Origin of the sequence: Nocardia brasiliensis IFM 10847, assembly GCF_000710915.1 — a bacterium.
GTDB classification, from domain to species: Bacteria; Actinomycetota; Actinomycetes; order Mycobacteriales; family Mycobacteriaceae; genus Nocardia; species Nocardia brasiliensis_A.
Window position 1 is genome coordinate 1 of sequence record NZ_BAUA01000040.1, and the last position, 26,742, is coordinate 26,742.

11 protein-coding genes and 1 pseudogene are annotated in these 26,742 nt (G+C 69.8%); 11 read left to right on the plus strand and 1 reads right to left on the minus strand.

All coding sequences use genetic code 11. The features are described 5' to 3' along the window. Window positions 1-526: GntR family transcriptional regulator (locus NBRGI_RS07630; RefSeq protein ID WP_036557898.1), on the plus strand; the 526-nt coding region annotated here is incomplete at its 5' end. A gap of 64 nt (window positions 527-590) precedes the next feature. Here NBRGI_RS07630 and NBRGI_RS07635 read toward each other — a convergent pair. Beyond that, complete coding sequence (locus NBRGI_RS07635) at window positions 591-1,322, minus strand: hypothetical protein (RefSeq protein ID WP_051727562.1); 732 nt, start codon at window positions 1,320-1,322, stop codon at window positions 591-593. A 491-nt stretch (window positions 1,323-1,813) separates the two neighbouring features. Between NBRGI_RS07635 and NBRGI_RS07640 the strand changes: the two genes are divergently transcribed. The 10 genes and pseudogenes from NBRGI_RS07640 to NBRGI_RS07685 form a co-directional block, all read left to right on the plus strand. Then, complete coding sequence (locus tag NBRGI_RS07640) at window positions 1,814-2,746, plus strand: tetratricopeptide repeat protein (protein ID WP_158439799.1); 933 nt, start codon at window positions 1,814-1,816, stop codon at window positions 2,744-2,746. 140 nt (window positions 2,747-2,886) lie between these two features. Next, on the plus strand, window positions 2,887-3,162 hold the full coding sequence (locus tag NBRGI_RS48650; protein ID WP_226887313.1) for an acyl carrier protein: 276 nt from the start codon (window positions 2,887-2,889) through the stop codon (window positions 3,160-3,162). Next, the gene (locus NBRGI_RS07650; protein WP_029893952.1) at window positions 3,162-4,256 is read left to right on the plus strand and encodes an acyl-CoA dehydrogenase family protein; all 1,095 of its coding nucleotides are present in this window, start codon (window positions 3,162-3,164) and stop codon (window positions 4,254-4,256) included. The genes NBRGI_RS48650 and NBRGI_RS07650 overlap by 1 nt, the downstream gene beginning before the upstream one ends. Further along, window positions 4,253-5,236 carry a 3-oxoacyl-ACP synthase gene (locus NBRGI_RS07655; RefSeq protein ID WP_029893954.1) on the plus strand — a complete coding sequence of 328 codons (984 nt, stop codon included), beginning with the start codon at window positions 4,253-4,255 and terminating at the stop codon, window positions 5,234-5,236. The genes NBRGI_RS07650 and NBRGI_RS07655 overlap by 4 nt, the downstream gene beginning before the upstream one ends. Next, the gene (locus tag NBRGI_RS07660) at window positions 5,236-6,258 is read left to right on the plus strand and encodes an HAD-IIIC family phosphatase (protein ID WP_029893956.1); all 1,023 of its coding nucleotides are present in this window, start codon (window positions 5,236-5,238) and stop codon (window positions 6,256-6,258) included. Before NBRGI_RS07655 ends, NBRGI_RS07660 begins: the two co-directional genes overlap by 1 nt. Further along, complete coding sequence (locus tag NBRGI_RS07665) at window positions 6,255-8,108, plus strand: non-ribosomal peptide synthetase (protein WP_036557905.1); 1,854 nt, start codon at window positions 6,255-6,257, stop codon at window positions 8,106-8,108. The genes NBRGI_RS07660 and NBRGI_RS07665 overlap by 4 nt, the downstream gene beginning before the upstream one ends. Before the next feature lie 8 nt (window positions 8,109-8,116). Further along, on the plus strand, window positions 8,117-12,442 hold the full coding sequence (locus NBRGI_RS07670; protein WP_029893960.1) for a condensation domain-containing protein: 4,326 nt from the start codon (window positions 8,117-8,119) through the stop codon (window positions 12,440-12,442). Then, window positions 12,439-13,284 (plus strand): 3-hydroxyacyl-CoA dehydrogenase family protein, encoded by an 846-nt coding sequence (locus NBRGI_RS07675; protein ID WP_029893962.1) that lies wholly within the window; start codon window positions 12,439-12,441, stop codon window positions 13,282-13,284. The genes NBRGI_RS07670 and NBRGI_RS07675 overlap by 4 nt, the downstream gene beginning before the upstream one ends. Beyond that, window positions 13,271-23,683, plus strand: a complete 10,413-nt coding sequence (locus tag NBRGI_RS43530; RefSeq protein ID WP_036557910.1) for a non-ribosomal peptide synthetase — start codon at window positions 13,271-13,273, stop codon at window positions 23,681-23,683. The genes NBRGI_RS07675 and NBRGI_RS43530 overlap by 14 nt, the downstream gene beginning before the upstream one ends. Continuing rightward, a pseudogene (locus tag NBRGI_RS07685) lies at window positions 23,680-26,712 on the plus strand (non-ribosomal peptide synthetase); the annotation flags it as partial. The gene NBRGI_RS43530 and the pseudogene NBRGI_RS07685, both read left to right, overlap by 4 nt. Between the last annotated feature and the right edge of the window lie 30 nt (window positions 26,713-26,742).

The following is a 26,742-nucleotide window of genomic DNA, read 5'->3' on the forward strand; positions in this document are numbered from 1 at the left end:
TCTCGTGCGGGTGGTCGGTGACGGCCTCGCCGGCCGGCTGCACAATCGCGGCTTCGCCGTTCCCGCCGCGTCCGACCGGCGCTGGCAGGAGATAGCCGAGGCGCGGCGCACGATCGAGCCGGTCGTGCTCCGAATGTCCATCGCGCGTGGCGATCTCGACTGGGAGGCCCGGGTGCGCGCCGCCCATCACCGCTTGGCCCGCACGCCGCCGTACGCGCCGGACGATCCCGAGCACTACAGCGCGGAATGGGCCGAAGCCCATCGCATCTTTCACCGGACGCTGCTGGAAGGTTGTGCCAACGCGGTGCTGCTGGAGACCTTCGATCGGATGTGGACGGCGAGCGAGTTGACCCGCCGCTGGTCGGCGCAGCGCAACCCGGACCGGGACGGTGTGGAAGAACACCGCCGCCTGGAGGAGGCGGCGTTGGCCCGCGATGGCGATGCCGCGGCCGAGATTCTGATCCGGCACCTCACGCTGACCGCGACCGGTCTGAACAACCCGGTGTCAGGTAGCGCATTGGGATAGTGACTGTTTGAGTCCTTGGCAGACGAAATCCCCCGCAGCGCAGGGGATTTCTGTGAGCTTTCGGCTATCGATCCTGGCCCAGGCCCAGGTTGGGGAGCAGCGTGAAGACGCCGGGGGAACCCGGCTCGACCGGCTGCGGCGCCGGTGACGACTTACCGGATCCGATGACGGTCGTGGTGAAGATCGGTGCCGGGTCCGGATAACACGACACCGGAACGTTCACCGCGAAGGGGCCCGCCTGTGCGTTGACCACCATGGTCAGGCCGGGGTCGGCGTAACTGGTTCCGGCCAGCGTGGTGGTGATCGAGCCGGAGTTGCCTGCCGTGACATTCACGGTGAGCGCGGGCAAGGTGAACGTCGAGCCGCCGGGCAGCCGGTCGGTCACCTTGATCGCCGCCTTACCGCCGCTGGTGTCGATCGTCGCCTTGACGGTGCCGCCGGTCAGCGACGAGGACACGTAGGTGGAGTTGGTCGGGAAGGGGGCGACCAGTTTCAGGTCACGGACGTAATTGATTTTGTATCCGCCCTGCTCGGCGGGAATCTGCCCCTGCCCGGCGACCAGGTTGATGGCGACCGCTGAGCCGGGCGACGCGGTGGCCGGAGCCGTGCCGGTGACCTGCATGGGCATCGTCGATTCCTGCGGCGCGCCGATCGGCGGTTTGGCCTGGCACTTGAAATTGACCGTCACCGGGTCGGCCGCAGCGGGCCCGGCCAAGAGTGCCGCGGGCGCCAGCGCCAGCGATACGAGCGCCGAAATAGTGGATACGCGAACAAAATTCGCGGAATATCTGTTCATCGCCGTTCCTCACGAATCTTTCCGGGTACACGGCCGACCGAGACGCGCCGGCCGCGAGGTAACAGACCTTCATCCGAAATGTGGATGCTTCTGATTGGTACAACGATTATGTGCAGCATGCACAGCCCAGATGAAGCTGTCGGACTGGGGATTTGAGTGGGGAATCGCCGGCGCCGGGGGCGCGCACTGCCGCGACCTGCTCGTAATACACAGTGGCAGTTGATCTTCCAGTCGAATCCTGCGATGCCCGCTTGGGGATCGGACCCGACCGCGTTCAGCTCCGGAGTGTGCGAACGGCGGCGCGGAAGCCCTCGGTGCACAAACCCCTTGTGCAGGATGCTTGATTCGGCTTGAACGGCGCCGAGCGAAGAACTAGCGTGTGGTCGCGGTCGGCGCGGATGCGCCGCAAGACTAGGTAGCGGGGCGGGATGTTGGTTCTTCGGCAATTGGTGTTTCTTCTGGCGATGCTGGCGGGCTTGGTGGCGATACCGGTGGCGGTGATCTCGATCGGTATAGGTGTCCACCTGTCGTCGCAGGATCCGAACGCGACGCCGATGTGCGACGAACGGCCCATGACCCCGAATTCGATCTGCTACACGTACCGCAACGGCAGGCAGGCCGGCGGCACCAGCTACGACCAGGCTGTGCGGGCGCAACGCAACAGCCACGAGAGTGGTAAGGGCGCGTTGGGGGTGGGTGCGCTCGCTGTGCTCGTCGGCCTCGTCGCGTTGGCGGTATACCGCAACGGTCCGCCGGACCCGGCTCCCGCCCCGGCCGCCCCCGGGTTTGCTCCTGCGAAATCCGCTGTGCCGCAGCCGCAGAACGTGGAGGACCGGCTCCGTCGAGCCGCCGAGGGCGGCAATTCCGTCGCGATGAATGATCTCGCTCGACTGCTCCGAGGGCGGGTCGCCCGGCGGAGCGGGCCGCTGCGCTGGCTGCGCAGCATCCGCAGCCAGAACGAGCTGGACGAAGCCGAACTCTGGCTGCGCCGCGCCGCAGTCGCGGGGCACCCCGAGGCCATGGGCAGTCTCGCCGCCGTGCTGCAACGGGGTGATCAACTCGACGAGGCCGAAATCTGGTTTCGCCGGGCGATTCAGGCCGGTGAGACGAGCAGGATGCGCAGCCTGGCCGAGCTGCTGGAAAAGCGCGGTAACAGTGCCGAAGCTCAGGAATGGTACCGAAAAGCCGCGCAGACTCCTGAAAAGCCAAGGCCGACAACGGTGAACGCCCATGCTCGAACGGTCGGCAAGCCTGCGTCGAGTCCAGCGGGCGACTATGCGGTGCTGCTCACGATGGTGATGGGCAGCCGCGCAACCGCCGAACGCCTGATCGCCTTCGAACAACAGAAGTCCGGTCTGGTCGACAGGGCGTCTCTGATAACCAGGGCAATCGACCGCCTGCGCGAGGACCACCGCCGAGGCTGAGTGGACGGGCCGCGGCACCCCCTTTTCTTCCTTTGCCAATGGAAACCAGGGCTTGTTCGTGACCTCGGACGATGGTGTCGTGGACGCGGTCAGGTCCTGTGCGGCGCACCGTCTGGTTCGCGTCGAGAGAGCGAGTGTCGGTGGAACACGGTGAGCGGGTGGCGCAGCGCCGAGCAGAGTTGACGGGGGAGTTGCTGGCGTACTTCGGGTCGATGGCGGCCCGGGAGTTGGGCGCGGACGAGGACATCTTCGCACTCGGACTGGTCAACTCGCTGCGGTCGCTGGAGATCGTGGTCCACGTCGAACAGTCGTACGGGATCACTGTCGATGTCGAGGATCTCGAGCTCGACAATTTTCGCACGGCCGCACGTGCCGCGGCGTTCGTCGAACGCAAACTGTCCGGGAGCGGTCTCTAGTGATCGACGTCGCGCACCTGGTCGCGGCGGCCGAGACGGATGCGGCCCGCTGGGACCGCGACGGCCTGCCCGACGAGATCATCGCGCTCGCGGCCGGCAGCGGTGTGCTCGGCGCGGACCGGCCCGTACGCTTCAACGGCGGCGGTCTCGACGCGCACGAACTCGGCCTGCTCGCCGCCACTCTCGGCCGCGCCTGCACGAGTTTGCGCTCATTGCTCACGGTGCACGGTATGGTCAGCGCCGCGGTGGACCGGTGGGGGACCGTCGCGCAGCGCGAACTCTGGTTGCCCCGGCTCGCCACCGGTACGACGGTGGCCGCGTTGGCTGCTACCGAAGCCGGTGCGGGCACCGATCTATCCAACGTCGCAACGACTTTCGAAGAAGATGGCAGCGACAGGCTGGTGTCCGGAACGAAGATGTGGGTGACTTTCGGTCAGATCGCCGACGTCTTCCTGGTACTCGGCACCTCGGCGGGCGGTCTGTGCGCGGCCCTCGTCGACCGAGACCGCCCGGGCGTCTCCGTCCAGCCGGTCGAGGGCGGACTCGGCCTGCGTGGCGCGCGGCAGGCGCACATTCGGTTCGACAGGGTGGGTATCCCCGCCGAGCAACTGCTCGCGCCGCCGGGATTCGGTCTCTCCCATGTCATCGGCACCGCCCTGGACCATGGACGATTCACTGTCGGGTGGGGCTGTGTCGGATTGGCGCGGGCCTGTCTGGATGACGCGGCCGCACATGCCAATACCCGCAAACAGGGTGACACCGCGCTCGCCGAGCACCAGTTGATCCGCGCGACGCTGGGCCGATGCTCGGCGGAAGTCGAAGGGGCACAGGCGATGTGCGCCCGGGCGGCGGCGGCGCGGGCTGCCGGTTCGGCCGAAGCGCTCGTGGCCACCATCGCCGCCAAGTATGTGGCCGCCGGTGCCGCGGCATCGGTGAGCGAACGCGCCGTGCAGGTGCTCGGGGCGGCCGGGTGTGCCCCGGACAGTCGCGCCGGACGGTTCTATCGCGACGCCAAAGTCATGCAGATCATCGAGGGAGCACAGGAGGTCGCCGAAGTGGCGATGGGTGAGCACGTCTTGCGGGGCGCGCGATGAGGAACGGACCCGTACTACTCGGCCCGGTGGCGACCTGGTTTCCCGCCGCGACGGCGGCGGTATCCGGGCTGGCCGAGCTGGCTGCGCTGCCGGCCCCGCGCCGGGACCACGCCCTGGCATTGGGTATCGATACGGTGCGGACGGCAGCGGCAAGCACGGAGGTCGATCTCGCCGCCGAAGCGGCGCAGGCCGTGCTGGCCGAGGCCGGTCGCAGCGCCGACGAGATCGATGCGCTGCTGCTCGTGACGGGTCGTGCGCCGGAGTATCTGCTGGCGTCGGAGGCGACCCGATTGCAACACCGCCTCGGTGCGCGACGCGCATTCACCACGGGCGTCGGCGATCTCGGCTGCGTCTCGGTGTCGGCCGCGCTGTCCATGGCCGCGGCGCTGGTACGCGCGGACCCGCACTGTCGCTCTGTGTTGGTTGTCACCGCAGCGAAAACCCCTACACCCCAGCGCTATCGGCCACCGATGACCCTACTCGGGGACGGGGCGGCCGCCGTCCTGGTCACCACCGCGGGCCCCGGGCGCTGGGAGTTCGTCGATCAGATCGTCCGCAGCGACGGCAAATACGCGGACCTGTTCCGGATCGATTACCGCGACATCCCGGCGGATGCCTGGACCGAGCAGTGCACGGACGAACCCACCTATTCGTTCCGGCTCGCGGTGGAGAGCAAGAAGCGGCTCGAAGCGATCATCGCGGAACTGCTGGACCGCAACGGAATTCCTGCGGACGCGGTGGGACCGATCATCATGCAGAACCTGTCGGCGGGCGCCTTCGCCTTCTGGGAGGAGGCGCTGGACCGCCAGGTCGACAAGGCGTGCCGCAGCAACCTCGCGGCCTACGGCCACCTCGGTTCGATGGACATGCTGGTGAACTTGGAAACCGCCGCCGCGACACGGGCGATCGGCGAGTACGCGTTGCTGGTGAACAGCAGTCCGGTCGCGGCCTGGAGCGCCGGTCTGGTGCGGAGGGTGTGATGGATTCGACGGTGAAATGCCTGGTCTGGGATCTCGACGACACGGTGTGGCCGGGCGTGGTGCTCGAGTCCGACGGCGGCGCACCCAAACCGGAAGCACTGCAAGCGATCCGGGTGCTGGACGAACGCGGGATCCTGCATGCCGTCGCGAGTCGCGGCGAAACCGACGTCACCACGGCGCATCTGCGTCTGCACGGAATCGAGGAGATGTTCACCGCGGTCGAGATCGGCTGGGGCCCGAAATCGGCCGCGATCCGCCGGATCGCGGAGACGCTGAACATCGGCCGGGACACGATCGCGTTCGTCGACAACGACCCGGTCGAGCTGGCCGAAGTGGCGGCCGCCTATCCCGAGGTACGTTGCTATTCGGCAGACCTTATCGGCGACCTGCCCGGCCTGCCCGAGTTCACCCCGGGCGCAACGACTTCCGAAGCACGGGAGCGTCGTTCGTATTACCGCGCAGAGCGAGCCCGCGAAGAGTCCCGGTCCGAGTTCGAGGGCTCGGACGCGGCGTTTCTCGCCTCTCTGGACTTGGTGATGACGGTGCGGGAGGCCACGCAGGACGACCTGATCCGGGCCAACGAGCTGACTGTGCGCACGCATCAACTCAATACGACGGGCACCACGTTCGACATCGATGAGCTGCGCGCACTGTGCGCCTCGCCCCGGCACGAGGTACTGGTCGCCACCCTGACCGACCGATTCGGTGGCTACGGCACGATCGGGCTCGCGGTCACCGAGCACCGGGACGGCGACGCGGTGCTGCTGCTGTTGCTGATGTCGTGCCGGGTGATGTCGCGCGGCGTCGGGACGGCGCTGATCGGCGAACTGGTCCGGCGGGCCCGGTCGGCGGGGCGGCGGCCGGCGGCCGAGTTCGTCGCGACGCCGCGCAACCGGATCATGCTGGTGTCACTGCGTTTCGCCGGCTTCGAGGTGGTCGAGCACGGCGACCGCATGCTGTTGGCCTACCAATCGCCGTCGGACACCATCAGCGGCACAAGCCATGTCGAGGTGCGGCGATGAGTACCGTGGACAGCCGGGCGACCGACCTGCTGAGCGCAATCCTGTCCCAGGCCGAACGGGTGCCCGATCGCACCGCGCTCGTGGTGGGGTCGCGCGCGCTCACCTATCGTGAACTCGACACCGCCACAGCGTCGCTAGCGCGCCGGCTGGTGGCCGCCGGCGTGCGGCCGGGCCAGACCGTGATCGTGTACCAGCGGCAGAACCTGGACACCGTCGTCGGCATGATCGCCGCGCTGCGTGCCGCGGCCGCGTGGTGTGTGATCGAACCCGATCGCGGTGAGCAGTCGTTGCAGGCGGTGCTGGCCGCGACGGACTGCGCAGCGGTGCTCATCGACGGGCAAGACCCGCTCACCCCCGCGGGCGTCGCCGCCACGCTCGCGGCTGCGCCGCAGGCCGGGCTCGCGGTCCTCGATATCGCCGAGGCCGCAGCGACGCCCGAGCTGGAGCTGCCCGCTCAGCCGCCGATGCGGGCTCCCGCCTACGTGATCACGACCTCCGGTTCCACCGGTCTGCCGAAGGTTGTCGTCGTCTCACGCGCGAATCTCGCCACCCTGATCGGATCGCGCGACTATCCGCACACCGAGGGCGAACTCGTGACCTTCTCGGCGATGCGCCTGATCTGGGACGGGTCGCTGATGGGTTTGGCTTGGGCACTCGCCGTCGGCGGCACGAGCGTGCTGCCCGACGCCCGAATGCTGCCGGACGTCGAAGCGGTCGCCGAACTGGCGGTGCGGCAGCAGGTTTCGCACCTGGTCTCGACACCCTCGTTCTACCGGTTGCTGCTGCCCCGCCTGGCGGAGCGGATAGCGACGCTACGGATCGTGACGCTCGGCGGGGAGGCGGTGCCGGTCCGTCTCGCGCAAGAGCACTATGCGACCCTGCCCGACACTCGGCTGCACAACGAGTACGGCCCCACCGAGGCCACGGTTACCTGTATCTGCCACGTGGTTTCGGACGGCAAGCGCCATATCGTGCCGATCGGCACACCCACCGCGGGCACGGCGGCCTACCTCGTGGACGGCACGCTGCGACCGGTCCGTTCCGGTGCGCGGGGCGAGCTGTATCTCGGCGGCGGACAGGTCACCGACGGTTACGCGGCCCGTCCGGGCCTGACCGCGACCCGTTTCGTGGCCGATCCGTTCGCCGCAGAGCCCGGCGCCCGCATGTACCGCACCGGTGATCTCGCACGGGTGGATGCCAACGGCGACATCGAGTTCCACGGCCGCGCCGACAGCCAGGTGAAGGTGCGCGGCGTCCGGATCGAACGGGCCGCGGTCGAGACCGTGCTGGAGAATCATCCCGCTGTGCGCGAGGCCGTGGTGCTGGCCGAGAGCGACGCCGACGACGCGGTGTTCCTCGCCGCGTTCTGGGTGCCGGCCGACAGCGCGGCGATCCCGCCGAGCACCGGCGCGTTGACCGCCCACTGCGCCCAGTATCTGGCGCCCGAGTCGGTCCCGGAGCGGTTCGTCGCGATCGAGGTGCTGCCTATCGCGCCGGGCAGCAGCAAGCTCGACGAAGCAGCCCTGCGTGCGCTGCTACGCGCGCCGGCGCGACGACCGGCGCCGTCGCGTGCGACCTGGACCGAGCTCGAGCGGGCGGTGGGCGCGATCTGGTCCGAGGTGCTGGTGCACGACGAATTCGACCGCGACGAACGGTTTTTGGATGTGGGCGGCAACTCACACCGGGTGGTGGCGCTGCACGTGCGGCTGGAAGCCCGCTGGCCCGGTGCCATTTCGGTGGGGATGCTGTTCGATCTCGACACCGTGGCCGCGCAGGCGGGTGTGCTCGCAGCGGATCCGGTTCCGTCTACCGAGCCCGTGGACAGCGCGCCGATGACATTCGAGGTGTAGAGGAAATCGTGACCGCATTCTCCCTTCGTGACGACGACATCGCGATCGTCGGCATCGGCGCCCGGTTCCCGGACGCGCCGGATCTGGCGCGGTTCCGCGCCAACCTCGCGGCCGGGCGCGACTCGATCGGTCCCATGCCGGAGGCCAGGGCCGAGGCCACGGCGCTGGACCGCGGCGTCGACTACCTGCCGATGGGCCATCTCACCGACATCCACAGCTTCGACTACGCCTTCTTCGGTCTGTCCAAACGCGAAGCCGCCCTGATGGATCCGCAGCAGCGGATCGCATTGGAATTGGCACACCTGGCGATCGAGGACGCGGGCTACGCGCCCGATACCCTGCGCGAGGCGACATCCGCGGTGGTGTTCAGCGCGCCGATGCCGAGCTACCACGCGATGGCGGTGGACCCGGGCGCGCTGAGCATGCTCGGCAACCTGCCTTTCGCCACACCCGCCCGGATCGCGCACCTGCTCGGTTTGACCGGCCCGTGCTACGCCATCGAGAGCGGCTGCAATTCCTCACTCGTCGCCGTCCATCACGCCTGCCGCGAGTTGCGCTGCGGCGAAGCGGAATACGCGCTCGCGGGTGGAGTCAGCGTGCGCGCGGGCGGCACCCCCCGGTGGACCGCGCAGACGATGACCGAGATCGCCTCGCCCAGCGGTCAGGTGCGCGCGTTCGACGCCGACGCCGACGGTACGGTGCCGGGCGAGGGCGGTGCGGCCCTGCTGCTGACCACGTTGGCGCGGGCCCGCGCCGATCGCGCGCCGGTCTACGCCGTCATCCGGGGTAGCGCGGTGCTGCACAACGGCCACTCCGCGGTCACCATCAGCACGCCGAGCGCGGCCGCGCAGGCCCGGGTCATCCAGCGGGCCTGGCGCAATGCGGCGGCCGATCCCGCCGACGCCGGATACATCGAAGCGCACGGCTCCGCGACCCGCCTCGGCGATGCGGTGGAACTCGAAGGTCTGCGCGCCGCGTTCGCCGGACGGCCCGAATCGCTGCCGATCGGCTCGGTGAAAACCAATATCGGCCACCTCGACCACGCGGCCGGGGTCACGGGCTTGGTCAAGGCGGTGCTGTCCGTTGCGGACGGCGTGTTGTTCCCGTCCCTGCATTTCCACCGTCCTACCGGGGATCTCGACTTGGCGGCCGCCGGTATCGAGGTGCTCACCCGCGGGCGGGTGTGGGCCGGCGAGAAACCACGTCTGGCGGGGGTCAGTTCGTACAGTCTCGGCGGCGCCAACGCCCATTGCGTTGTCCAGCAGGCACCCGAACGGCCGGCGCTCGAAGCGGCACTACCGCGTCCTCGCCTCGTCGGGGTGTCCGCACGGACGCCGGAAACGCTCACCGAGCTGTGCCGCGAACTGGCAGCACACCTTCGGGCAAAGACGGTCGAATTGCCGGATGTAGCCTTCACCCTGGGCCACGGCCGTCGACACTTCGCGCAGCGCCTCGCTGTGATCGCCGGCAGCACAGCCGAAGTCGCCGAACAACTCGGTTCGCTCGGTCCCGCCGTCGCGGCGGATCGGGAGCCGTTGGCCGCGCCACGCGTCGCGCTCCTGCTCTCGCCCGGTGCGCGACCGGTAGGTCAGGAGACCGCGCCGCTGCCCGGACAGATCCCCGCCGTCGGGGCGGTCGCCGAGGTGCTCGGCGGTCAACTCGCCATGCACAACCGGCTGCGGGCGAGCGGTATTCGATTCGCGGCCGTACTGAGCGGGGGAGCGTCCAAGTTCTTGTCCCGCGCACTGCTCGGATCGACGGCACCGGTCGACCCAGTCGAATTGGCCGCGGCAGCGGACGACCCGGCGGTGGACCGCGCGCGACTGCTCGTCGCCGCAGAGACGCTGCTGCGCGAGGGACCGGTCGTCTTCGTCGATCCGAGCACCGACGGCATGCTCGGACGTTTCCTCGCCGAGGATCTGGCGGGCCGCTCCGACGCACGGATCGTCTTCGGCACTGCGGAATCGGACCTGCTCGGGTTGCTCGGTCGCCTCTACGAACACGGCCTCGACCTCGATTGGGCCGGGGTGAACGGCGACGACGGCCACCGCGTGCGCTTGCCCGGACATCCATTGCACGGCACCAGGTGCTGGGTCGAGCTGCCGTCGTCGGCGCGGTTCACCGCGCCGGAGGTGGCGGTCGTCGCGCCTACCGCTCCTACGGATCCGACGCTCTGGTTGCGCGAGGTACTGCGCGAACTGCTGCATACCGAGTCCGAAATCGGTTTGGACGACGACTATTTCGATCTCGGCGGCAACTCGATCATCGCCGTGCAATTGGTCGAACGTGTCGCCGAGAGCTACGGCTTCCGCCCCAAGCTGCTCGAAGTCTACGAAAAGCCCAGGGTGGCCGATTTCGCCGAGATGCTGCGTGGTCGCGCCGATCTCGCAGCAGCTGAGACCGGCGCGCCCGCCCGCGACGTACCGCCGATCACGCGCACCGACGAGCTGGTCATGTCGCCGGGGCAGGAACGCATGTGGTTCCACCACCAGCTCGTGCCGGACACCACCCTGTACAACTACCCGGTGGTCAACGTCCTGCGCGGCGCGTTCGACTTCGCCGCGATCAAGGGCACTTTCGAGGACTTCGCCGCGCGGCACGAACCGCTGCGCTACAACCTCGTGGAGGTCGACGGCTTGCCCGTGGTGCGGGTGCGCCCTTCGCTCGGCGAGTTCTTCCGGCTCGCCGACGTCTCCGCCGCGCCAGACCCGGTGGCGGCAGGACGCGCGCTGATCCGGGAGGCCGCGACCGCACCGTTCGACCTGGCGCGGGACCCTCTGGTCCGGGTGCTGGTGGTGACGCTGGCCCCGGAAACGCATGTGCTGCAGGTGACCTGCCATCACTGCGTCACCGATGGGGCCACGCCGGGCATTCTGGCCCGGGAGATCCCGCTGCTCTACGCAGCCCGTCAGGAGGGGCGGGCGGCCGAGCTGGAGCCGCTGCCGGTGCGCTATCGCGACTATGCGCGCTGGCACCGCGACCTCCTCGACTCCGGCGCTCTCGACCATGAACTGGCGTACTGGACGACCCTGCTGCGCGACGCTCCGAAACTGCAGCTGCCCACCGATTTCCCGCGCCCGAAGCGCAAGACCTTCGTCGGCGACCTGGAGCCGTTCACGGTCACGGCCCCACTGCTCGCGCAGGCCCGGGTGGTCGCCAAACGCGAATCGGTCTCGCTGTTCGTGGTCTTGCTGTCGGCGTTCTACCTGCTGCTGGCGCGGCGCAGCGGGCAGCGCGACCTCGTGGTCGGCACACCGACGACCGGACGCGCTCGGCGTGAGCTGGAAGGGCTGATCGGCTTTTTCAACAGCACCGTCGCGCTGCGGGCCAACCTGTCCGGACCCGCGACGCTGGCCGACCTGCTCGCCCGGGTGCGCGCGATCGTGCTCGGCGCCTTGGAGAATCAGGAGATCCCCTTCGAGCGGGTGGTCAACGCGCTCGACGATCAGCGGGATCTTTCGCGTACACCGCTTTTCGACGTGCTCTATGTGCATCAGGAACTCAGCGGCACCGCCAACCCGCTCGGCACCGGCGAGACGGAGTTCTTCGACCTGGATCACTCGATCCACAATGCGTTCGGCGGATTGCCCTCCGGGACAGCGAAATTCGATCTCAGCCTGATCACCTACGACCGCAGTGACGACCAGGACATGCTGGCCTGTTTCGAGTACAGCACCGAGTTGTTCACCCAGCGCACGGCGGCGGGTTTCGCGACCACCTACCTGGAGATCCTCACCGAGCTCGTCGAATCGGCGCCGGATCGGTCGATCGACGAACTCGCCGCCGCGCCGGTGCCTTCGGATGGTGCTGTCACCGACCATATTTCGCCACTGGATGTTCCGACTGATCGACCGAGAAGTCAGAGCCCCGTGCGATACACCACGGACACGGTGTACCAACCACTCGACGCCGAACACGGCGACGACGTGCTGCTCGCCGCGTGGGTGGCGCTGCTGAGCTGGTACGCGGGCGCCGACCAGGTGCCGGTGGGGCTGGCGGCGGGTGTGGTCCGGATCGAGCTGGCCGACGAGCCGGACGGGGCCGAGTTGATCGAGCGGTCCGCGGCGGCACTGGCAGAACCGCCAGGCCGGCCGGGTGACCCGGCGATCCGCTATCGGACTGCCCCCACGGCGGTGACGGAGCTGGCGCTGGACCGCGGCGCCGACGGCACCGCCCTGGAATTGACCTACGCGAAGGAACTTTTCGATGAATCGACGGTGCGGGAGATGGCCGCGGATCTCGTCCGGCTGGTGCGCGGACTGCTCGCGACTCCGGCGGAACCAGTGCCTGATATCGCCCTGCGCTGCGTCGCGGAAGCCGAGGTGACCCGATGAACGGAGTGGTCGCGGTGATCGGCGCGGGAACCATGGGAGCCGGTATCGCGCAGTGTCTGGCTCAGGTGGGCCGGGAGGTCGTGGTAGTCGAGCCCGACCCCGCCGCCGTCGAGCGCGCGCGGCGCGGCCTCGGCGAATCGGTGCGTTTGGCGCTGCTGCTCGGGCACGGTGACCGCGGGATCGCGCGCGAAGCCGTCCGCCGGGTGCGGTGGGTCGCGCGCATCGAGGAGTTGGGCGAGGTGGAGTTCGTCATCGAATGCGTCACCGAGCGCATCGAACTCAAGGAGCGGCTGTTCGGCGAGCTCGATCGCCGGTGCCCCGCGGAGGCCGTCCTCGCCTCCTGCACCTCCGCGATCCCGATCGCACGGCTGGCCGCCGCCACCGACCGCCCGGACCGGGTGCTCGGCCTGCACTTCATGAATCCCGCGCCGCTGACCGAGGCGGTGGAAGTCGTGCGCGGCGCGCAGACGTCGGCCTCGACGCTGGACCGGGCGCGGAGTCTGCTTGCCGAACTCGGTAAAACCGCCATCGTGGTCGGCGACCGCGCCGGCTTCGTGTTGAACCGTTTGCTCATGCTGAGCATCGCCGAGGCCGCCGACACGCTCGGCACCGGGACCGACGCCGAGACCGTGGACGCGCTCTTCGAGCAGTGCCTCGGGCATCGGATGGGTCCGCTGCGCACCGCCGACCTGATCGGCCTCGACAACGTGGCCGACACCATCGCCGTACTGCGGCAAGAGACCGGCGCGCAACACTATCGGGTGCCGCCCGCCCTCGCGGCGCTGGTCGCCGCCGGACACTTCGGTCGCAAGACCGGGCAGGGATTTCATGACTATCGCTGAGCAGCCCCGCGCCGAGACGACCGGACCGCGGGCGCCGAGTGACGCGCAGCGTGCCGCCTTCGCGGCGCGAGCACACCGGAACAGTTCCGAAACGGACTGCGTAGACCTGTATCTGGAACTGAGCGGGACCGTGACCGCTGCAGCCCTGTGCTGGGCCGCCGAGACCGCCGCGGCGGCATGCCCGGTGCTGCACAGCGTATTCCGGGATGACACGGGGACGGCCCAGGTGTTCGAGGCATCGCCCGTCCCGGCCCTCGTGCAGACCTGTGACGGAGCGGACGCCGCGCGGTTCGTCGCCGAATGGATCGGCGAAGAGCGTTCGCGCGCAATGGATATCAGCGGCGAGCGGTTGTATCGGCAGGTGATCTTCCCGCTCGGTGCGAACCGGGTCGGCTGGTATCAGCGTGGTCACCGGCTGGTCGTCGACGAGCCGGGCTTGCTCGCCCTGGCGGCCAGGGTGCGCGATCTGCTCGACGGTGCCGACTCGGTCGACGATTCCGGTGCACCGTTCGGGTCGGTCGAACAACGTTTGGAGCACGAACGCCGCTACCGCGAAGCGGGTGCGTGGGCCGCCGACCGCGAATACTGGACGGACAGCTTCGCCGTCGCGCTCCGGCCCGAACCGCTTCCGGTACCGGTGGATTCGCGCGACCCGGCGACTCCCGACGCGTTGTGGGCCGAGGTGGCGGCGTCGGCGGAGTTGACCAGGATCGCCCGATCGTGTGGCGGCGGCGCGCCCGCCGTCCTGCTGGCGGCGCTGGCCGTCTACGGCACCCGGCTGGCCATGACGCGCGAATTCGTGATCGCACTCACGGCCGGGGAAACCACGGTGCCACTGCGGATCACGGTGGCACCGCAGGACAGTTTCGGTGCGCTCGCCAAGCAGGTCGGACGCGAACTGCGTACAGCGCGCCGCCACCGCTACATTCCCGATATCGATGATCCGTGGACCGAAGCCCCGCTGTTCGGACAGTGGCCGCTCGAAGTACGGATGCTCCCGGGCGCGGCCTTGGATCGTCTCGGCACGGCGACCGTCACCGCGGTCGAAGGGGAGGGGGCGGTTCTCAGCCTGTGCCTCGACGACCGAGCCGCCGGCGGCTGGCGGCTCGCACTGCCCGGAGCGCACCGTACGCACCGGGACCGGATCATCCGACTGCTCGACGTACTCGCCCGCACGCCGAACACGCCGGTGGGCCTCGTGGGTCTCGCGGCTCCGAACGAGGCCGGTCCGCTCGTGGGGCAGCGCGCAGACACCGCCGCCGCGCCGCCCACCACGCTGGCCGCGTTGTTCGCCGCGCAGGCCGCCCGCGCACCGGAGGCGATCGCGCTCACCGGCCCGGAGCTCACCCTCTCCTACGCCGACCTGCACGCTGCATCGAACCGATTGGCCCGCAGGCTGGTTCGATCGGGAGTCGGCCCGGAGGGATTGGTGGCGCTCGCGTTCGAGCCCGCGGTGGAACAGATCGTCGCGCTGCACGCCGTGACGGCGACCGGCGGCGCATACCTGCCGCTGGACCCCGGCCAGCCACGCGAGCGGCACGCCCACCTGCTCGACCTCGCCCAGCCGGTCTGCGTGCTGACCACCCGGCGTGCCGGATTCGTTGCGCCGCCGCCCATTCCGGTGCTCTACCTCGATGAGATCGACCTCGCCGACGAATCACCCGCCCCGCTGACCGACGCCGAGCGCATCGCACCACTGCGGCCGGAGAATCTGGCGTACGTGCTGTTCACCTCCGGCTCGACCGGGCAGCCGAAGGGCGTCGGCGTCACCAACGCCGCCGTGTGCACGCACCTGGCCTGGATGCAGCACCTGCACGGGCTGGACAGCACCGACGCCGTGCTGCGCAAGACCGCGCTGTCGTTCGATGTCGCGGCGTGGGAGGTGCTGTGGCCCTTCGTCACCGGTGCTCGGCTGGTACTCGACGCGGCGGCGGCGCAGGGCGAGCCGAGCGCGCTGGCGCAGGCGATCGCCGAGAACGCCGTCACCACGGTGCAATTCACGCCCGCCACCCTCGCCGCTCATCGACTCGCGGTGAGTGCGCCGTTCGGCTCGAGCGTGCGCCGCGTCCTGCTCGCCGGTGAGGCGCTGACGCACACGCTGGCGGCCGAGCTGCCGGCCGTCGCGCCGGGCGCGCGCTACGACAACCTCTACGGTCCGACCGAGGCGACCGTCGCGGTCACCCGGCACGCCATCGGCGTGAACGCCGTCGGTCCGATCCCGATCGGCACCCCCTCGTGGGATTCTCTTGCCTACGTGCTGGACACGTGTTTGCAGCCGGTGCCGCCGGGCATACCCGGCGAGCTGTATCTCGGCGGCGCGGCACTGGCCCGCGGCTACGTGCGCCGGCCCGGCCAGACCGCGGCGCGTTTCGTCGCCGATCCGTTCGGTGGCGCCGGCGAGCGGCTCTATCGCACCGGCGATATCGTGCGCTCGACCGCGGCCGGCGAGCTGGAGTTCCTCGGCCGCAGCGACTTCCAGGTGAAGGTGCGCGGCATCCGGATCGAGCTCGGCGAAGTGGAAGCGGTGCTCGCCGCGCAGGATTCGGTGGCGCAGGCCGTGGCCGTGGTCCACGACGAGACCGCCTCGGGCAGTGGCCGATTGGTCGCCTACGTGACTCCGGCCGCCGGACATCGGATCGATCCCGACGCGGTGGACCAGCGGCTGCGCGAGAGCTTGCCGCAATACCTCGTGCCCGCCGCCATCGTGGTGCTCACCGAGCTGCCGCGGAATCGATCCGGCAAGCTGGACCGAAAGGCCCTGCCCGCTCCGGTCTTCGAGCCGGTGGCCTTCCGTGCCCCGGGCACCGATACCGAACACGCGCTCGCGGCAGTGTTCGCCGAGGTGCTCGGCCGCGACGGCATCGGTGTCGACGAATCCTTCTTCGCGCTCGGCGGCGACAGCATCATGTCGATCCTGCTCGTCTCCAGGGCGCGGGCGCGCGGCATCGCGGTGACCGCCCAGCAGGTGTACGAACATCGCACGGTGGCGGGCCTCGCCGCCGTCGCCGAGACCGCGGCCGACGCGGACCTGCGGCCCCTGCCGGAGCTGCCCGGCGGCGGTGTCGGCACGTTGCCGCTCACGCCGGTGATCCGTTTCCTGATCGAACGTGGTGGCGACTTCGACCGCTTCTGCCAGGCGATGACGCTGGAGCTGCCCGTCGGAATCGACAGGGCTGCAGTAGTTTCCACGGTAACGGCCGTGGTGGATCAGCACGACATGTTGCGCTCGCGGTTGTATCGGGACGATACGGGGGAATGGCAGCTGACGGTCGCGCCGCCCGGCAGCGTGGACGTCGATTCGCTGGTGCACCAGGTGGTGCACGAGGATTTGGCGCACGCGGACCTGGTGGCGCTGGCGACCGCCGAACTGAACGCCGCTGTCGATCGGATCGACCCGGCCACCGGCGACGTGGTGCGGTTCGTCTGGCTCAGGCCGCAGTCCCCGGCCACGCCGGGCCTGCTCGTCGTGGCCGCGCACCACATCGCCGTCGACGGCGTGTCCTGGCGCGTGCTGTTGCCCGATTTCGTCGCCGCGTGGGCTGCCGTCGCGGCGGGCGGCACGCCGCGGCTGCCCGAGGTCGGCACGTCGATGCGGGCCTGGTCGCATGCCCTCGTCGAGACCGCGCACGCCGCCGCGACGGTCGACGAGCTGCCGATCTGGCGCGAGATCGTCGAGGGCCCCGATCCCGCGTTCGGCGACCGCCCGTTCGACCCGCATCGCGATTTCGCGAATCAGGTGGCGCACACCACCGTCGAACTCGATGAGCGGGACACCGCGGCGCTCGTCACCGCCATCCCCGGTCGGTACCGCGCCCGGGTGGCAGACGCGCTGCTGACCGCGCTCGCGCTCGCGGTGACTCGCTGGCGGTCCCGGCGCGGGGAACCGGAACGGTCGGTGCTGCTGCGGCTGGAAGGTCACGGCCGCGAGCAGGACGCGGTGCCCGGCGCCGAATTGTCCCGCACCGTGGGCTGGTTCACCTCGATCGTGCCGGCCCGGCTCGACCTGTCCGGGGTGGATCTCGATGACGCGTTCGCGGGCGGCCCGGCCCTCGGCGTCGCGCTGAAGGCCGTGAAGGAACAGCTGCGGGCGGCCCCGCACAACGGCTTCGGTTACGGCCTGCTCCGTTTCCTCAACGCGGACACCGCCGCCCAACTGCCGCACCGGGAGCCGGGCGAGATCTCGTTCAACTACTTCGGCCACATCACCGGCGTGGACGTCCCGGCGGAGCTGGCAGGCATCGGCTGGTTGCCCGCGCCCGAATACGGCCGGTTGGTGATCCGGCCCGATGCCCGCCGTGGCGCGCTGGGCGCAGTCGAAGTGGATTCCATCGTCCTCGGCGAGCGGCTGGTGACCAGCTTCGGCTACGCGCGCACGTTGTTCACCGAGGACGCGGGCGAAGAACTGGTTGCGCTATGGCGTGCGGCCCTCGCCGCCCTGGCCCGGCACGCGCGCGACGTGCGCACGCAGGGCGGGCACACGCCGTCCGATTTCCCGCTGGTGCGGCCCGCGCAAAGCGATATCGAAACCTGGGAGCGCCGGTATCCAGCGTTGACCGATGTGTGGCCGGTCTCGCCACTACAGGCCGGAATGCTCTTCCACGCCATGTTCGATCCCGGCATGGTCGACGTGTACACGGTGCAGTTGGTGCTCAGCGTGCACGGCACGGTCGACGGGCCGCGGCTACGTGCGGCCGCGGCGGCTGTCCTCGCGCGACATGCGAACCTGCGCACCGCTTTCGGCTTCGACGCGGCGGGCTCGCCGGTGCAACTCGTCGTCGCAGAGGTGGCGTTGCCGTGGCGGGAGGTGCAGCTCGCGGACGCGCCGGACGAGGAAGCCGAGCGGGTGCTGGACGCCGAACGCGCGACACCGTTCGATCCGGCGCGGCCGCCGCTGTTGCGTTCGCTGCTGCTGCGCCGCGGCGCCGACCGGGCACAGTGGGTCGTCACCTACCATCATCTGCTGCTCGACGGTTGGTCCATTCCGCTGCTGGTCCGCGAGATAGTCGCCGAGTACGCCGGATTCGCGCTCGAACCACCGCGGGCATACCGCAACTACGTGGAATGGCTCGCCGAGCAGAATCTTTCGACCTCGAGGCAAGCGTGGGCGGCAGCGCTCGCCGGAGTGGCCGAGCCGACGTTGCTGGCCGGGGACACGGACCTGTCTGCGCCTTCGGTGCTGCCGCTCGAGCACGAGTTCACGCTGGACGAGTCACAGTCCCGAGCCGTCGTCCGGTTGGCGACCGAGCTGGAGGTGACGGTCAATACGGTGCTGCAAGCCGCATGGGCGATACTCCTGGCGCGGATGACCGACCGTTGCGATATCGTCTTCGGCACCACCGTATCGGGCCGCCCCGCTGATCTGGTGGGTGTGGAATCGATGGTCGGTCTGTTCATCAATACCGTGCCGATCCGGATCCGGTTGCGCCCGACGGAGACCGCGGCGGAATTGCTGCGCCGCGTGCAGCTCGAGCAGTTCGCGCTGAGCGCCCACCATCACCTCGGCCTGCCGGATATCGTCGCCCAGGCCGATGCCGGCGAGCGCGGCTTGTTCGACACGCTCTTGGTGGTCGAAACCTATCCCGTCGACGAAGCGGCGCTGCGCGCGCAGACCGCCACCCACGCGGGACTGACGATCACGGGACTGCGCTCGCGAGAGGCGACGCACTACCCCTTGACCCTGACGGTCCGGCAGACCGACCGGCTGCATCTGACCGCAGGATGGCGACCCGATCTGCTCGATCAGGCGAGCGTCGCGCGGCTGAGCGATCGGCTGGTACGGGTGCTGAGTGCGCTCGCGGCGAATCCCGCTGCTGCGGTGGCGGACGTAGATCTGATCGGTGCCATGGAACGCGCGCAGGTGCTTGCGCATTGGCAGCGGTCGGCCGAGCCGGTGCCGGAGCTCACCTTGGTGGATCTGTTCCGGGCACAGGTGGCCGCGCGTCCGGATGCCGTCGCGGTCCGCGACAGCTCCAGGGCACTGACCTATCGCGAGCTCGACCGCGCCGGCGATGTACTCGCGTGGACGTTGTCCGCCCGCGGCATCGGTGCTGATTCTTTGGTCGCTGTGGGCGTTTCGCGTTCGGTAGAGCTGATCGTCGCACTGCTCGGTGTGCTGAAGTCCGGAGCGGGCTATGTCCCGCTGGATCTCGGCAACCCGGCGCGCCGCCTCGCCTTCGTGCTCGCCGAGACGAATCCGGCCTGCGTGGTCACCACCGACGCCGACCGAGCCGATCTGCCCGCGACCGATGTCCCGTATCTCCTGCTCGGCGAGACGGATACGGCCGAGGCGAGCACGCGGCACCGACCCCCGCGTCCGGACGATCTCGCCTACGTGCTGTACACCTCCGGCTCCACCGGGCAGCCGAAGGGCGTCTGCGTGACGCATCGCAATGTCGTCGCGATGCTGCGCGCCACCGCGGCGGTGATCGACACCGGCCCCACCGATGTGTGGACCATGTTCCACTCGCCCGCCTTCGACTTCTCGGTATGGGAGATGTGGGGTGCCCTGGCGGGCGGCGCAACCTTGGTCGTCGTAGCCGCCGACGTGACGCGATCGCCGCGCGAGTTCGTCGAACTACTGGCGCGGGAACGTATTACGGTGCTGAGCCAGACACCGTCGGCGTTGTACTCGCTGCTCGACTCCGGCACGATCGCCTTGCCCGCGCTGCGGCACCTCGTGCTCGGTGGCGAGGCGCTGGACCCGCGTCGGCTGCGCCCGTGGTTCGCCGCGGATCCGGCGGCCCGGACCCGTGTTTCGAATCTGTACGGCATCACCGAGGCGACCGTGCACGCCACCCAGCTGACGCTGACGCACGCCGGTTCGAGCGGGGCCAGCGGAATCGGCCGGGGCCTGGCGGGACTGGCTGTGCGCGTGCTGGACTCGCGCCTGCGGCCCGCGCCGGTCGGCGCGGCGGGGGAGATCTACCTCGCCGGACCCCAGCTCGCTCGCGGCTACCGGTCCCGTCCCGCGGCGACCGCGGCCCGCTATGTGGCGGACCCGTTCGGCGCGTCCGGCACGCGCATGTACCGCACCGGTGACCGCGCCCGCTGGAATTCCGACGGCCGACTCGAATACCTGGGCCGCGCAGATGATCAGGTGAAGATTCGCGGCTACCGCATCGAACCCGTCGAACTCGAGGTCGCCCTGCTCGAGCACGAGGCGGTGGCGCGAGCGGCCGTCGTGGTCCGGACCGGAGCCACCGGTTCGCCGCAGCTGGTGGCCTACGTGGTGCCGGTGCACGGCACAGATCCGGCTATCGAATCTTTGGAACAACATGTCGCTGAACGTGTTCCGTTCTACATGCGACCCGCCGCCATTGTGCGGATGGCGACGCTTCCGCTGACCGCGCACGGCAAGCTGGACCGCGCCGCGCTGCCGGACCCCGTCGCCGTGCCTCGATCCGCTCAGGCGCCACGCACCGAGGCCGAACGAGTCGTGGCCGAGATCTTCACCGAGGTACTCGGCGTCGACCGGCCCGGCGTACACGACTCCTTCTTCGCGCTCGGCGGGGACAGCATCATCTCGATCCAGCTCGCGTCGCGGGCCAGGGCCAAGGGCTGGCATTTCACGCCCCGCGACGTCTTCGACCAGCGCACGGTGGCCGGAATCGCCGCGGCGGCAACGGCCATCGGCTCTGACACCGTCGTGCCACAGCTGTCCGAGCTGCCCGGCGGCGGCGTCGGCGAATTGCCGCTCCCGCCGGTTGCGCGCTGGCTTACCGAACGCGGCGGTTTCCGCCGAGTGCATCAGACCCTCACGGTCGACCTGCCCGCGAACACCACCCTCGAGGCGCTAATCGGCGCGGTCGCGGCTGTGCTCGACCGGCACGACATGCTGCGCAGCCGCCTATTCCGCGACGACACCGGAGAGTGGCGGTTCGAGACCACGGCACCGGGAACGGTCGAGGCCGCGAAGGTCCTGCGTCGCAGCCATTTCGATGAAGAACCCGACGACGCCGCGACGGCGGTCCAGCTCGATGCCGCCCTGGGCCGTCTCGATCCGGCCGCCGGGGTCATGGTCCAGTTCGTCTGGCTGGACCGTACCGATCCGGCTCTGCCCGGTCGGTTGCTGATCTGCGCCCATCACCTGGTGGTCGACGGCGTGTCCTGGCGCATCCTGCTTCCGGATCTGCTCACCGCTCTCGCTGCCGTATCGAACGGGCAAGCGCCGCAGCTGGATCCGCCGGGCACCTCCATGCGCCGGTGGTCGCACGCGCTGGTCGACGCCGCCTACGCACCCGATCGGATCGCCGAAGTCGGCCTGTGGCAGCGCATCTGTGCCACCCCGGATCCGTTGCTCGGTGCCCGGTCGCTCGATCCCGCCATTGATCTGGCCACCCGGGTCGAGACGGTAGCGGTCACGGTGGACGAGGCGGTCACCGAGGCCCTGGTGCGAACTGTTCCCGGCCTGTTCCACGCGGGCGTGGACGAGATCTTGCTCGCCGCGTTCGCTGCGGCGCTCGTGCGGTGGCGGCGCCGTCGCGGCCAGGACGCACCGGTGTCGTTGCTGCGCTTGGAGGGTCACGGCCGCGAAGAACAGCTCGCCGCGGGGGCGGATCTGTCCCGCACGGTCGGGTGGTTCACCTCCCTCTACCCGGTGCGCCTCGACCTCGGCGACATCGATGTCGATGCGGCGCTGGCCGGTACGGACGAGACCGGCGCAATGATCAAGTCGGTCAAGGAGCAACTGCGCGCCCTGCCCGACCACGGGATCGGCTACGGCTTGCTGCGCTACCTGAATCCCGATACCGCACAGCTGTTGCCGGAATCGATGCCGGGGCAGATCGCGTTCAACTATCTGGGTCGCGTCGGCGAGCGGAGCGCCGAGCTGTTCGCGGCACCGGCCGCCGAACCTGATCCCGACCTGGCCGCGGCGGCCTCGATCGAGGTGAACGCGATCGTCGCCGGAGCGCGGCTGCATGCCGGATTCGCCTATCCCGATACTCTTCTCGACGCGGGTGCGGTGACCGAGCTGGCCGAGCTGTGGGTGGCGGCGCTCGGCGCGATCGCCGCCTACGCGCGTACCGGCCCCGCGGGCGGGCACACCCCCTCGGACTTCCCGCTCGTCCGGGTCAGCGGCGCGGACATCGCACGGTGGGAACGCGATTATGGGCAGCTCACCGACGTGTGGCCGCTCGCGCCGCTACAGCCGGGCCTGTACTTCCACGCGATGCTCGCCGGACGTGCGGATGCGGCCGCAGTCGACGTCTACAACGTGCAGACGGTGCTGCGGCTGCGGGGGCCGGTCGATCGCGCGCGGCTGCGCGACGCGGTCGGTCACCTCATGCGGCGCCATCCGAACCTGCGCGCGGCGTTCGTCACCGACACCACCGCCGCAGCACGTCAGGTGATCCCGGCAGCGGTCGAAGTGCCGTGGCGCGAAGTCGAGCTCGCGTCCGAAGCCGAGCTGACCGAGCTGGCGGAGCTGGACCGCGCGGCGCGTTTCGACCCGGCCCGCCCGCCGTTGCTGCGATTCACCCTGGCGCGGATCGGGCAATCCGGGTACGCGTTGCTCGCGACCTATCACCACATCCTGCTCGACGGCTGGTCACTGCCGCTGGTGCTGCGTGACCTGTTGGCGGCGTACGCCACCGGCGAACCACTGCCCGCTCCCGGTGGGTCCTTTCGCGAGTACCTCGCCTGGCACCACGGCCGCGACACGGCCGCGTCCGCGCGAGCATGGCGGCGGGAGCTCGACGGAATTCGCACGCCGACCCTGATCGCCGCCGGCGCGCGCACTCACGAGATCGCGGTGGTGCCGGGCACACACCGGTTGACGATCGACGCGGACACGACAGCGGCACTCGGGGCCGTCGCGGCGAGCGCCGGGACGACCCTCAACACTGTCTTGCAGGTGGCCTGGGCAATCCAGTTGGGCCGCAGGCTCGGTCGCGACGACGTGGTGTTCGGCGCGACCGTATCGGGCCGCCCGGCCGCGTTGCCCGGCGTCGAATCCATTGTCGGACTGTGCATCAACACCGTGCCGGTACGGGTGCGACTCATCGCCGAACAGTCGGTCTCGGAGCTGTTGCGCGCGGTACAGGCCGCGCAGGCCGCGCTGATCGAACACCACCACCTGGGCCTGGCCGAAATCCACGCCGCGGCAGGCGCGCGGGACACGTTGTTCGACACCGTGCTCGCCTACGAGTCCTATCCGATCGACACCGATCAGCTCGCGGCCGCGGGTGACGGACTGTTCGAGGCCGACGTCGAACTGCGCGATGCCGCGCACTACCCCCTGACGCTCACGGTCGATCCGAAAGCGGAGCTGACGATCGTGTTCGGTTATCAGCGCGCGGTATTCGAGGAAGCGCAGGTGGTCGAGATCGCCGCGCAGACGCAGCGGCTGCTCGCCGCCGTCGCTAGGGATCCGCACGTGCTCGCCGAGGAACTACGGTGACCGCCAGGCTGCCGCTCACCGGGGCACAGCAGCACGTCTGGGTCGCGCAGCGACTCGACGAGTCCGGACTCCGGTTCGTTGTCGGCGGCTATGTGCGCCTCCGCAGCGCGCTCGACGAGACGGCGTTCGAGCGAGCGCTGCGCATCGTGGTCGCCGGAGCGGAGTCGATCAGGGTGTACTTCGACGAGCAGCCCGGCGGTGCGGTCACCCAGGTGCTCGCGGAGCTTGTGGACTGGCCGTTGCGCCGCTGCAGTTTTCGCGACGCATCGGATCCGCACGCCGAGGCGCGTGCGTACATGGAGGCCGCACTGGAACGGCCTTTCGATCTCGCCCGGGCACCGCTGTTCGAACATCACCTGATCGATCTCGGCGCCGAAGGCACCGTCTGGTTCCTCCGCGGCCATCACCTGGTGCTCGACGGTGCCGCGTCGGTCGCGATGATCCGGCGGGTGGCCGATGTCTATACCGCGCTGATCGACCGAAAGCCGGTCGCGGAAAACATCTTCGACCGGGTGACCGACCTGGTCGAAGCGGACGAACGGTACCGCGGGTCGCCGAGGTTCGCCGCGGACCGGCAGTTCTGGGCGCGGCGACTGGCTGTGGCCGGGCCGGACGACGCGCCACTGTTCGCCGGGGCGCCGTCGACCGTCGTGTCCGCCCGGTACATCAGGCAGCCCGGCGTCCTCGGCGCCGCGGCGTGGCAGGCGCTGCGGGCGCGCGCCGACGCGTCGGGAATCGCTTGGCCCGCTTGGGTGCTCGCGGCGATCGCGATACTGTTGCACGCCGATTCCGGGGCGCGTACGGTCACCCTTCGTCTCGCCGTGCCCGCGAAGCGTTCCCGTACCGCGCTCGGTGTGACCTCGAATCTCCTGCCACTGCGTATCCCGGTGGACCCGTCGGCGACCGTCGGCGAGCTGATCCGTGCACTGCGTGCCGAAATGCTGATCGTGCTGCGCCATCAGCATTTCCAGTACGCAGACATGCGGGCCGACCTCGTCGCGGCCGGCGTGGATCCCGGTGTCCTCGGCCCCGCCGTCAACGTGCTGCCGTTCCAGAAAGGCATCCGGTTCGGTGCGGAAACGGCCACGCTGCACCATATCTCGGGCGGTGGCTCCGACGAGCTGGTCATCGGGATACAGGACGACGGCGGACCGGAGCCGGGTGTGACGCTGGAATCGAGCACAGCGCGCTACACCGAGGCCGATCTCGCCGCCCATCAGCACCGTCTGGTCGTGGCGATCGAGGCGCTGAGCACGGCACCGGACGAACTCCCGCTGGGGCGACTGCGGTTCGCGCCGGACCCCGTGGGCGCGGCAGTCGTCACCGCGGTGCCCGAAACGCTGCTCGACCGGTTCGAAAGAACCGTGGCCGCCCATCCCGGCAAGACGGCGGTCGTGCACGGCGGCGAGTCGCTCACCTACGCCGAACTCGACGCACGGGCACGGCGGCTGGCCCGTGCCTTGGCCGGATATGGCGCGGGCCCAGGGGAGTTCGTCGTTCTCGCGCTGCCGCGCTCGGTGGATTTGATCGTCGCGGTGGTCGCGGTGCTGTATTCGGGCGCGGCCTACGTTCCGCTGGACCCCGGCTATCCGGAGCAGCGGCTGCGGGGGATCATCGATGACGTGGCTCCCGTGGTGGTCCTCACCGGAGACGGTGTCGCGCTGCCGGAAGGCCTCATCACCGTGCCGGTGCTGCGACTGGCCGACGCGGCCGAGGCACCCGTCGCGACCGCGATCCGGCCCACCGCGCGGCAGCCCGCCTACGTCATCTACACCTCCGGTACCACGGGCCCGCCGAAGGGCGTGGTCGTGACGCACGCGAATGTCGTCGCGCTCCTCACGGCGACCGAGTCCTGGTTCGAGTTCGACCCCAACGACGTCTGGACCCTCTTCCACGCCGCCGTTTTCGACTTCTCGGTATGGGAGATGTGGGGAGCGCTGTGCCAGGGCGGCACCCTCGTGGTCGTCGACACCGACGTGGCGCGCGACCCGGACGCGTTTCTCGAGCTGCTGGTGGCACAGCGCGTTACGGTGCTGAGCCAGACGCCGACCGCGTTCGGCACGCTGGTCGACGCCACCGCAGCCCGTCCCGCACTCGGCGAGCGGCTCGCGCTGCGCTACATCGTCTTCGGTGGTGAACCGGTGGAGCCGTGGCGAGTGACGGAATGGTGGTCGAGGCCGGCCATGCGGCTGCCGCGCCTGGTCAACATGTACGGCATCACCGAAACGACGATCATCAGTACCTGGACCCCCTTGACCGAGCCGGTCTCCGCCCGCGATATCGGCACTCCCATACCGGGCACCGCGACGTACGTCCTCGATGCGGCGTTGCGGCCCTGTGCGCCGGGAGTGCCCGGCGAGCTGTACGTGGCCGGCGCGGGCGTCGCGGCGGGATACCTGCGCAGTCCGGGACGCACCGCGACACGGTACCTCGCCGACCCCTTCGGGAATTCCGGCGGACTGATGTATCGCAGCGGCGACGTGGTGCGCTGGAACGCCGCCGGGACGCTGGACTATCTCGGCCGGGCGGATCGGCAGCTGAAGGTCCGCGGGTTCCGGCTCGAGCCCGGCGAAATCGAGGCCGCCCTGTGCGCCCAGCCGGGGGTGCGCGCCGCGGCGGTGCCCGCCATGCCGGACCGGCGGTTCGTCGCTTTCGTCACGGGTGCACACCTCGATGCCGCCGCTCTGCGGGGCGGGATCGCGAAACTACTGCCCGCGCACGCGCTTCCGTCCGCGATCGTCATCGTGGATGCGATACCGACCACGGTGAACGGCAAAGTCGATGAGCCGAGACTGCGTGCTCTGGCCGCGCGCGGCAACGGAGGGGGTACGCCGCCGCGTACCGACGTCGAGGCCCGGCTGCACGCGCTGTTCGTGGCGGTACTCGGGCACGAGGGCGTCGGCGTCGACGACGGATTCTTCGCATCCGGCGGTGACAGCATCCTCGCCATTCGTCTGGCGGACCGGGCGCGGGCCGCGGGTCTGTCCGTGTCGTCACGAGATGTGGTCGAGCATCAGACAATCCGTGCGCTGGCCGAGGTGGTCGCGGCGAACGGACCC